Source organism: Streptomyces sp. NBC_00510, from assembly GCA_036013505.1.
Classification (GTDB): Bacteria; Actinomycetota; Actinomycetes; order Streptomycetales; family Streptomycetaceae; genus Actinacidiphila.
This window is the reverse complement of sequence record CP107851.1, coordinates 5044303-5054700: the sequence shown is the minus strand read 5'-3', so window position 1 is coordinate 5054700 and position 10398 is coordinate 5044303. Positions and strand designations below refer to the sequence as shown.

Annotated in this window: 7 protein-coding genes, 1 tRNA gene and 1 pseudogene; all 9 read right to left on the bottom strand. The window is 69.5% G+C overall.

Annotated features, from left to right (window positions below):
- Positions 1-128: 128 nt before the first annotated feature.
- Positions 129-269: a DLW-39 family protein gene (locus OG937_22755; protein ID WUD74313.1), complete on the bottom strand. Its 141-nt coding sequence runs from the start codon at positions 267-269 to the stop codon at positions 129-131.
- Between the two features lie 155 nt (positions 270-424).
- Positions 425-498, bottom strand: a tRNA-Ile gene (locus tag OG937_22750).
- Between the two features lie 48 nt (positions 499-546).
- Positions 547-1263 carry a DUF3566 domain-containing protein gene (locus tag OG937_22745; protein WUD74312.1) on the bottom strand — a complete coding sequence of 239 codons (717 nt, stop codon included), beginning with the start codon at positions 1261-1263 and terminating at the stop codon, positions 547-549.
- Between the two features lie 6 nt (positions 1264-1269).
- Entirely contained in the window at positions 1270-3861 is a 2592-nt protein-coding gene (gene gyrA / locus OG937_22740; GenBank protein WUD74311.1) for a DNA gyrase subunit A, read from the bottom strand.
- Between the two features lie 43 nt (positions 3862-3904).
- On the bottom strand, positions 3905-5947 hold the full coding sequence (gene gyrB / locus OG937_22735) for a DNA topoisomerase (ATP-hydrolyzing) subunit B (protein ID WUD74310.1): 2043 nt from the start codon (positions 5945-5947) through the stop codon (positions 3905-3907).
- 270 nt (positions 5948-6217) lie between these two features.
- A complete protein-coding gene (locus OG937_22730) occupies positions 6218-6775 on the bottom strand; it encodes a DciA family protein (GenBank protein WUD74309.1) in 558 nt (185 codons plus the stop codon).
- Positions 6772-7902, bottom strand: coding sequence for a DNA replication/repair protein RecF (gene recF, locus OG937_22725; protein ID WUD74308.1), 1131 nt, complete (start codon positions 7900-7902; stop codon positions 6772-6774). Before recF ends, OG937_22730 begins: the two co-directional genes overlap by 4 nt.
- A gap of 32 nt (positions 7903-7934) precedes the next feature.
- Positions 7935-8813: pseudogene (gnd, locus tag OG937_22720) on the bottom strand (decarboxylating 6-phosphogluconate dehydrogenase).
- An 82-nt stretch (positions 8814-8895) separates the two neighbouring features.
- Entirely contained in the window at positions 8896-10026 is a 1131-nt protein-coding gene (gene dnaN / locus OG937_22715; GenBank protein WUD74307.1) for a DNA polymerase III subunit beta, read from the bottom strand.
- Positions 10027-10398 lie beyond the last annotated feature (372 nt).

Genomic DNA, 10398 nt, shown 5'->3' with positions numbered 1-10398 from the left:
ACAGCAAATACAAGCGGATCACGTCACGGTCGGGCAACAACGGCCCGGGCGACCACGGGCGGACATGACGGGGCCCCGACCACATCGTGATCGGGGCCTCGGGAATCCTTCGTCCGGGCTGTGCCGTCTCAGACGCTCGCGCCGGAACCCGCCGGAACGGAGTCCGTGGCCTCCGTCCACAGGTCCTGCTCGGCGCGGTCCGCCTGGATCTGGCGGTACACGAGGAGACCGCCGATGGCGGCCAGTGCGACCAGGAGAAACTTCTTCACCGCGCGACCTCGTCCTTCTTGCGTTGGGGGTCTTCCGACGGGCCCGACTATACACACCGGTCGATATCGAACGGTGACCTGCCACCGGAACCAACTCCGCGGACGCGGACAAGGAAACGGCCCGTACGGATGATCCGTACGGGCCGTTCACGCGGTGGGGCTAACAGGACTTGAACCTGTGGCCTCTTCCTTATCAGGGAAGCGCTCTAACCGTCTGAGCTATAGCCCCGCGCTGCGTTGAAAGATTAGCGCACCCGGGGCCGTGGCCCAAAATCGGTTACTCGTCCTCCGCCAGCGTCAGCTCGATTCCGCCCACCATGCCGGCCGACATGTTGTAGATGAAGGCGCCGAGCGTCGCCAGCGCCGTGGCCAGCACGACGTCGATGACCGCGATGACCGCCGTGAAGGTCAGCACGCGCGACAGCGACAGGAACGACACCAGGTCGAACCCGCCGTCCGAGCCGGACGACGTGGCCTCGCTGAGCGTGCCGCCGACCGTGGTGAAGACGCCGATGGCGTCCATCACCATCCACAGCACCGCGACCGCGATGACCGTGCAGATGCCCAGCGCGATGGAGAGCAGGAAGCTGACCTTCATCACCGACCACGGGTCGGCCTTCGCCACCCGCAGCCGCGCCTTGCGCGTGCGCGGGACGGTACGGGCCGCCGGACGCGGCTGGCGGACGCCCGCGGTCGCGGGGGGGCCGGCCGGGGGCGCGTACGCCTGGGGCGGCTGGTGCGGGTCCTGGGTCGGCTGCGGCGCCTGCTGCGGCTGCTCGGCGACCGGGCCACCGGGCCCACCGCCGTAGGTCTGCTGGTGCACAGCGTGCTGGTGCTGCGCTGGACGGGTGTCGGTCACGGTGATTCCCCCCTGGTGCGGGCCGTTGTCCGTACGTGGGCCAGGGGCACCGCCGATCGCGTCCGGAACGGCAGCCGGCATCGGCTGCCCTCCGTCCGCGCCCGTCCCACCCGCGGCGCCCTCGGCTCCACTCACGGCTTCTTACTCCTCCGACTCGGCGGCCACGGGCTGCTCGCCCTCGGCCTCTTCGGCGGCGACGACCTCTTCGGCCTCCGCCCCCGCCTCGGCATTGCGGGCGACGCCCACGACTGCATCCTTTTTACCGAGGTTGATCAGTTGGACGCCCATGGTGTCACGCCCGGTTTCCCTGATCTCGTTGACACGGGTGCGGATCACACCGCCGCCGAGGGTGATGGCGAGGATCTCGTCGGTCTCCTCCACCACCAGCGCCCCGACCAGGGAACCCCGGTCCTCGACGATCTTGGCCGCCTTGATGCCGAGTCCGCCGCGCCCCTGGACCCGGTACTCGTCCACACTGGTGCGCTTGGCGTACCCGCCATCGGTGGCGGTGAAGACGAACGTACCCGGTCGCACGACATTCATCGAGAGCAGTTCGTCCCCTTCGCGGAAGCTCATGCCCTTCACGCCCGAGGTCGCACGGCCCATCGGCCGCAGCGACTCGTCCGTCGCGGTGAACCGGATGGACTGCGCCTTGCGGCTGACCAGCAGCAGGTCATCGGCCGGGCCGACCAGCTCGGCACCGATCAGCAGGTCCTCGCTGCCGTCCTCGGTCTCCCGCAGGTTGATCGCGATGACACCGCCCGAGCGGGGGGAGTCGTAGTCCTTCAGCGATGTCTTCTTCACCAGGCCCGACCGGGTGGCGAGCACCAGGTAGGGCGCCGCGTTGTAGTCGCGGATGGCCAGCACCTGGGCGATCTGCTCGTCCGGCTGGAAGGCCAGCAGGTTCGCCACGTGCTGCCCGCGGGCGTCGCGGCCGGCGTCCGGCAGCTCGTACGCCTTGGCGCGGTAGACCCGGCCCTTGTTGGTGAAGAACAGCAGCCAGTGGTGCGTGGTGGTGACGAAGAAGTGGTCGACGATGTCGTCTTCCCGCAGCTTCGTGCCGCGCACGCCCTTGCCGCCACGCTTCTGCGAGCGGTAGTCGTCCGTCTTGGTGCGCTTGACGTAGCCGCCACGGGTGATCGTGACGACGATGTCCTCCTCGGCGATCAGGTCCTCGATGGACATGTCACCGTCGAAGGGCACCAGGGCCGAACGCCGGTCGTCGCCGAACTTCTCGACGATCGCCGTCAGCTCCGTGCTGATGATGCCGCGCTGCAGCTCGGGCGAGGCCAGGATGCGGTTGTACTCGTTGATCTTCGCCTGGAGCTCGTCGTGCTCCTGGACGATCTTCTGCCGCTCCAGGGCCGCCAGGCGGCGCAGCTGCATCTCCAGGATCGCGTTGGCCTGGATCTCGTCGATCTCCAGCAGGCCCATCAGGCCTTCACGCGCCACGTCCACGGTCGCGCTGCGCCGGATCAGGGCGATGACCTCGTCGATCGCGTCCAGGGCCTTCAGCAGACCGCGCAGGATGTGGGCGCGCTCCTCGGCCTTGCGCAGCCGGAACCGCGTCCGGCGGACGATGACCTCGATCTGGTGGGTCACCCACTGCTTGATGAACTGGTCCAGCGAGAGCGTGCGCGGCACGCCGTCCACCAGCGCCAGCATGTTGGCGCCGAAGTTCGTCTGCAGGTCGGTGTGCTTGTACAGGTTGTTCAGCACGACCTTGGCGACGGCGTCGCGCTTGAGCACGATCACCAGGCGCTGTCCGGTGCGCGAGGAGGTCTCGTCGCGCACGTCGGCGATGCCGCCGACCCGGCCGTCCTTCACCAGGTCGGCGATCTTCTGCGCCAGGTTGTCCGGGTTGACCTGGTACGGCAGCTCGGTGACGACCAGGCACTGCCGGCCCTGGATCTCCTCGACCTCGACGACCGCGCGCATCGTGATGGAGCCGCGGCCGGTGCGGTACGCCTCCTCGATGCCCTTGCGGCCCACCACCAGGGCGCCGGTCGGGAAGTCGGGGCCCTTGATGCGCTCGATGAGGGCTTCGAGCAGCTCCTCGTTGGACGCCTCCGGGTTGGCCAGGTACCACTGGGCGCCCTCGGCGACCTCGCGCAGGTTGTGCGGCGGGATGTTGGTCGCCATGCCGACCGCGATGCCGGCGGAGCCGTTGATCAGCAGGTTGGGGAAGCGCGACGGCAGGACCGTCGGCTCCTGGTTGCGTCCGTCGTAGTTGTCCTGGAAGTCGACGGTGTCCTCGTCGATGTCCCGGACCATCTCCATGGACAGCGGCGCCATCTTGCACTCGGTGTACCGCATGGCGGCGGCCGGGTCGTTGCCCGGGGAACCGAAGTTGCCGTTGCTGTCGACCAGCGGCATGCGCATCGACCACGGCTGGGCCAGGCGCACCAGCGCGTCGTAGATCGAGGAGTCGCCGTGCGGGTGGTAGGTACCCATGACGTCACCGACGACACGGGCGCACTTGTAGAAGCCGCGCTCCGGGCGGTAGCCGCCGTCGTACATCGCGTACAGCACGCGGCGGTGGACGGGCTTGAGGCCGTCCCGGACGTCGGGCAGCGCGCGGGACACGATGACGGACATCGCGTAGTCGAGGTAACTGCGCTGCATCTCCGTCTCGAGGCCCACGGCCTCGATCCGCGTCGTGGTGTCCGCCTCGGCGGCGCCCGCGGCGTCCTGCGGGGTGCCGGGCGTGACAGGGGTGTTCTCGTCGGCCATTGCTGGTCAAAGTCCTTTCGGGCGGCGGCTGATGGGGGCCGACTCAGATGTCGAGGAAGCGGACATCCTTGGCGTTGCGCTGGATGAAGGAGCGCCGGGCCTCGACGTCCTCGCCCATCAGCACCGAGAACAGGTCGTCGGCGAGGGCCGCGTCGTCCAGGGTGACCTGGCCGAGCACGCGGTGGTCGACGTCCATCGTGGTGACCCGCAGTTCCTCGGCGTTCATCTCGCCGAGGCCCTTGAAGCGCTGGATCGAGTCCTCGCGCACACGCTTGCCGTTCTGCCGGCCCAGCTCGATCAGGGCGTCGCGCTCGGAGTCGGAGTACGCGTACTCGAAGTCGTCCCGACCCCACTTGATCTTGTAGAGCGGGGGACGGGAGAGGTACACGTGGCCTGCCTCGACCAGCGGCCGCATGAAGCGGAAGAGGAAGGTCAGCAGCAGGGTGTTGATGTGCTGGCCGTCCACGTCGGCGTCCGCCATCAGGATGATCTTGTGATAGCGCAGCTTCGAGATGTCGAAGTCCTCGTGCACACCGGTGCCGAAGGCCGAGATCAGCGCCTGGATCTCGGTGTTCTGCAGGATCTTGTCGATCCGCGCCTTCTCCACGTTCAGGATCTTGCCGCGGATCGGAAGGATCGCCTGGTACTGCGGGTTGCGGCCGGACTTGGCCGAGCCGCCGGCGGAGTCACCCTCGACGATGAAGATCTCGCACTTGGCGGGGTCGTTGGACTGGCAGTCGCTCAGCTTGCCCGGCAGCGACGCCGTCTCCAGCAGTCCCTTGCGACGCGTCAGGTCGCGCGCCTTGCGGGCCGCCACCCGGGCGGTGGCCGCCTGGATGGACTTGCGGATGATGTCCGAGGCCTCGTTGGGGTTGCGGTCCAGCCAGTCCGTCAGGTGCTCGTGCACGACCTTCTGGACGAAGGTCTTCGCCTCGGTGTTGCCGAGCTTGGTCTTCGTCTGGCCCTCGAACTGCGGCTCGCCCAGCTTGACCGAGATGATCGCGGTCAGACCCTCGCGGATGTCCTCACCGGTGAGGTTGTCGTCCTTCTCGCGGAGCAGCTTCTTCTCGCGCGCGTACTTGTTGACCAGCGTGGTCAACGCGGCGCGGAAGCCTTCCTCGTGGGTGCCGCCCTCGTGGGTGTGGATGGTGTTGGCGAAGCTGTAGACACCCTCGCTGTACTGGGTGTTCCACTGCATCGCGACCTCGACGGAGAGCAGCCGCTCCTTGTCCTCCGCGTCGATGTCGATCACCGACGGGTGGACCGGCTCGCCCTTGCGCGAGTTCAGGTACTTCACGAAGTCGACGATGCCGCCCTCGTAGTGGTACGCGACCGAGCGCGGCTGACCCTCGTTCTCCACGTCCGCGTGCTCGGGACGCTCGTCGGTCAGCGAGATGGTCAGGCCCTTGTTGAGGAAGGCCATCTCCTGGAAGCGCCGCGACAGCGTCTCGAAGGAGTACTCGGTGGTCTCGAAGATGTCACCGTCGGCCCAGAAGGTCACGATCGTGCCGGTCTCCGCGACCGGCTCGTTCTTCTGCAGCGGGGCGGTGGGAACACCGAGCTTGTAGTCCTGGGTCCAGCGGAAGCCCTCACGCTTGACCTCGACCGCGACCTTGTTCGACAGCGCGTTCACGACCGAGACGCCGACGCCGTGCAGACCGCCGGAGACGGCGTAGCCGCCGCCGCCGAACTTGCCGCCCGCGTGCAGCACCGTGAGCACGACCTCGACGGCGGGCTTTCCCTCGGACGGGACGATGTCCACCGGGATGCCGCGGCCGTTGTCGACCACGCGCACGCCGCCGTCGGGGAGGATCGTGACGTTGATGGTGTCCGCGTGACCGGCCAGTGCCTCGTCGACGGAGTTGTCGACGACCTCGTACACCAGGTGGTGCAGGCCGCGCTCGCCCGTCGAGCCGATGTACATGCCCGGGCGCTTGCGAACCGCGTCCAGGCCCTCAAGGACGGTGATCGCGCTGGCGTCGTACGCCCCACCGGTGGCGGGCGCGGCGGAGCCGTCAGCTGCGGACGTATTGATCTCGTTGGGGTTGCCGGAATCGGCCACGAAGCGCCCTTTCTGGCACAGCATGAGCCGGGTCCCGCGGCGCGGAACCGGCTGCATCACTCGACATCGTTCGACTGGTCCCGCTGGGGTCCCCCGGTGCCGGAGGCCAGGGGCGGGCGGTACTGCCACCAGTCTACCGGTAGCGCCGACATAGATGGGGCTTTGGCGGTACCTGAGTTCCCGTGTGCCCGACGGAAGTACCTCCAGCCGACTCCCCACACGCGGACCGGGTCCCAAAACGGCTCACGCGGGCGCACAGGGCTTCGACCCGATTACGCACAGCAGGTTCCCGGCCTATCCGTACGTATCGCCCGGCCCACGGCTCCCGGGGGCACGCAGACGCCCGTACGAACGCACCGGTCCTCCCGGCCCCAGGACCTTGATCAACTTCACGGTGCCGTGCCCGAGATCGGCGTTCAGCCTGGCCACGAGCGTCGGGGCGAGCAGCCGCAGCTGGGTCGCCCAGGCCGTGGAGTCGCACTGCACCGTGAGGACCCGGTCCTCCTCGTCGTACCGCTGCGGCTGGCAGTGCAGGGCCACGTCGTCGCCCACCAGCTCCGGCCAGCGGCCCATCACGCCGCCCACCGCCGCGGGGGCCTCCCAGCCGCGCTCGGTGATCAGCCGGCTGATCGCGGCGCCCAGGGGCAGCGGGTCCCGCCCGTCCGCCCGCGCACCACTGCGCAAGCCCCCGCGCCGGGCCTGCTTCTTCTGCTGGGCGGCCGCGCCCCTCGCGCGGGCCTGCTCCTTGGCGGCTCGCAGCGCGACCCTGGCCAGGTCGACGCCGGACACCGGCTTGTCCTGGGCGCCCGTCTCCTGCCCCGGCTGCGGCGCCGGCTGCTGCTGATCCGTCATGCCCGCTCCACGCCGCCGTCCTCCACCGCGTACCGGGCGCCGACCAGCACGTCCGGTACGTCGTCGTCCACCGCGGCCGTCACCAGCACCTGCTCACCGGGGGCCACCAGCTCGGCCAGCCGGGTGCGGCGCCGGGCGTCGAGCTCGGCGAAGACGTCATCGAGCACCAGCACCGGTTCGCCACCGTCGGCGCGCAGCAGGTCGTACGAGGCCAGGCGCAGCGCCAGGGCGTACGACCAGGACTCGCCGTGGCTCGCGTACCCCTTGGCGGGGAGCTGTCCCAGCTTGAGGGAGAGGTCGTCCCGGTGCGGGCCGACCAGGGTCACCCCGCGCTCGATCTCCTGCTTGCGGGCCTCGCCCAGGGCCTCCAGCAGCAGTCCGTACAGCTGCTCGCGGCCCGACGCCCCGGCGATCCGTTCGCCGATCGAACTGCGGTACTCCAGGACGACGGGGCCACCGCCCGGTGCCAGCTGCTCGTACGCCTTGTCCGCCAGCGGCTGCAGGGCCTGGGTGAGGTCCAGACGCTGGGCCAGCAGCTCGGCGCCGGCCCTGGCCAGGTGCTGGTCCCAGATGTCGAGCGTGGACAGGTCGGCGCCGCGGCCGCCGTGGCGGCGGGCCATGGCGGCCGACTTCAGCAGCGTGTTGCGCTGCTTGAGGACCCGCTCGTAGTCGCTGCGGACGCCCGCCAGCCGGGGCGCCCGGGCCGTGAGCAGCTCGTCGAGGAAGCGCCGGCGCTCCCCGGGGTCGCCCTTGACCAGGGCCAGGTCCTCGGGGGCGAAGAGCACCGTCCTGACTATCCCCAGCAGGTCGCGCGGGCGGACCTGGGAGGAGCGGTTGAGCCGGGCCCGGTTGGAGCGGCCCGGATTGATCTCCAGCTCGATCAGCTGTTGGCGCTCGCCCTGCACCACGGACGCCCGCACGATCGCCCGGTCCGCGCCCATCCGCACCAGCGGGGCGTCGCTCGCGACCCGGTGGCTGCCGAAGGTCGCCAGGTAACCGACCGCCTCGACCAGATTGGTCTTGCCCTGGCCGTTGGGGCCGACGAAGGCGGTGACGCCCGGGTCGAGCGGGACCTCGACCCGGGCGTAGGAGCGGAAGTCGGCGAGCGACAGATGCGCGACGTGCATGGCTGCGCGCCGCCTCCTTCCCGTGGGTGTGACTAGTGCTTCTCGACGGCGTGGCCGCCGAACTGGTTGCGGAGCGCGGCGATCATCTTCATCTGCGGGGAGTCGTCCTGGCGGGACGCGAAGCGGGCGAAGAGCGACGCGGTGATCGCGGGCAGCGGCACGGCGTTGTCGATGGCCGCCTCGACGGTCCAGCGGCCCTCGCCGGAGTCCTCCGCGTACCCCTTGAGCTTGTCGAGGTGCTCGTCCTCGTCCAGGGCGTTGACGGCCAGGTCCAGCAGCCAGGAGCGGATGACGGTGCCCTCCTGCCAGGAGCGGAACACCTCGCGCACATCGGTGACCGAGTGGACCTTCTCCAGCAGCTCCCAGCCCTCGGCGTAGGCCTGCATCATGGCGTACTCGATGCCGTTGTGGACCATCTTGGCGAAGTGGCCGGCGCCGACCTTGCCCGCGTGGACGGAACCGAAGTTCCCCACCGGCTTGAGGGCGTTGAAGACCGGCTGCACCCTTTCGACGTGCTCGGGCTCGCCGCCGTACATCAGCGCGTAGCCGTTCTCCAGGCCCCAGACGCCGCCGGAGACACCGCAGTCGACGAAGCCGATGCCCTTGGCGGCCAGCTCCTCGGCGTGCTTCTCGTCGTCCGTCCAGCGGGAGTTGCCGCCGTCGACGACCACGTCACCGGGGGAGAGCAGCTCACCGAGCTCGTCGATCGTCGCCTGGGTCGCGGCGCCGGCCGGCACCATCACCCACACCACCCGCGGGGCCGCGAGCTTGTCCACAAGTTCCTGCAGGCTGTGGACATCGGCGAGATCCGGGTTGCGGTCGTAGCCGACGACAGTGTGACCGGCCTGGCGGATGCGCGTGCGCATGTTCCCGCCCATCTTGCCGAGACCGATGAGACCGAGCTCCATCGTTGATCCTTCGTTCGAAGCCTGCCTGACCTACGTCGAGCCTACGTCGGTACCTGCAGGGCGACGCGACCGGACAGGCCTCGCGTCAGCCGGACAGCCGGACCGGCATGATCAGGTACTTGTACGCGTCGTCGGCCTCGGCGTCGACCGCCGGACGGCCGCTGAGCAGCGCGGGCTTGGTCGACGTGGTGAACGACAACTGCGCCACCGGCGAATCGATCGCGCTCAGGCCGTCCAGCAGGAAGGTCGGGTTGAAGGCGATCGAGATGTCGTCGCCCTCCAGCTTGGCGTCCACACGCTCCACAGCCTGTGCGTCGTCGCTGGAACCGGCCTCCAGGGTCAGCACGCCCTGCTCGAAGCTCAGCCGGACCGGCGTGTTGCGCTCGGCCACCAGGGCAACGCGCTTGACGGCCTCGACGAACGGAGCGGTCTCGATCACCGCGACGGAGTTGAACTCGGTCGGGAAGAGCGTCCGGTACTTCGGCAGGTCGCCCTCGAGCAGGCGGGTGGTGGTGCGGCGGCCCGCGCCCTCGAAGCCGATCAGGCCCTCGCCCGCGCCGGAGCCGGCCAGGGCGATGGCGACCGAGTCGCCGTTGGTGAGGGACTTGGCGGTGTCCAGCAGCGTCTTGGCGGGCACCAGGGCGACCGCGGAGATGTCCGGGGTCTCCGGCTTCCACAGGAACTCGCGGACCGCGAAGCGGTAGCGGTCGGTGGCGGCCAGGGTGACCGTGTCGCCCTCGATCTCGATCCGCACACCGGTGAGCACCGGCAGGGTGTCGTCGCGGCCGGCGGCGATCGCGACCTGGGCGGCGGCCGCGGCGAAGACCTCGCCGGGGACGGTGCCGGAGGCGGTCGGCATCGCGGGCAGCGCCGGGTACTCGTCCACAGGCAGGGTGTGGAGTGTGAATCGCGAGCTGCCGCAGACGACGCTCACGCGCACGCCGTCGGTGGCGATCTCCACAGGCCTGTTGGGGAGCGCCCGCGAGATGTCGGCGAGCAGCCGGCCGGAGACCAGGACGGTGCCGTCCTCCTCGACGTCCGCCTCCACGGAGACGCGGGCCGAGACCTCGTAGTCGAAGCCGGACAGGCTCAGCTGGCCTTCCTCGGCCTTCAGCAGCAGGCCGGCCAGGACCGGCACCGGGGGACGGGCCGGGAGACTGCGGGCCGCCCAGGCCACTGCCTCCGCGAGTACATCGCGCTCCACCCGGATCTTCACCGGAACCGCCTCCTGCTGTTGCTGGCTGTCTGTGGCCGACTGTCTCTTGGCCCTGCTGGCCCTCTTGCCGGAGAACAGTCTGACAGCCGCCACGGACATGCGGTGCGGGTTGCGGTCAAGCCGGAGGGCGGGGAGGCGGACGGCCCGCGGCTCGGTTGTGCACAGGCCCCACTTCGAAGCAGATTCCCCGGTAACTATCCCTGGTCGTAGTAATAGGGGGTGTGGATACCGTGGATAAGTGGTCCCGGTGCAGGTCAGGCCCTGTTTTTTATCCACCGCGCCTGTGGGCGGAGCCCGTGGACAACCCAGCCGATCTGTGGACGCCCGGAAGTTGTGCACACGCGATTCACAGGGACGCTCCGGTTCTCCCCA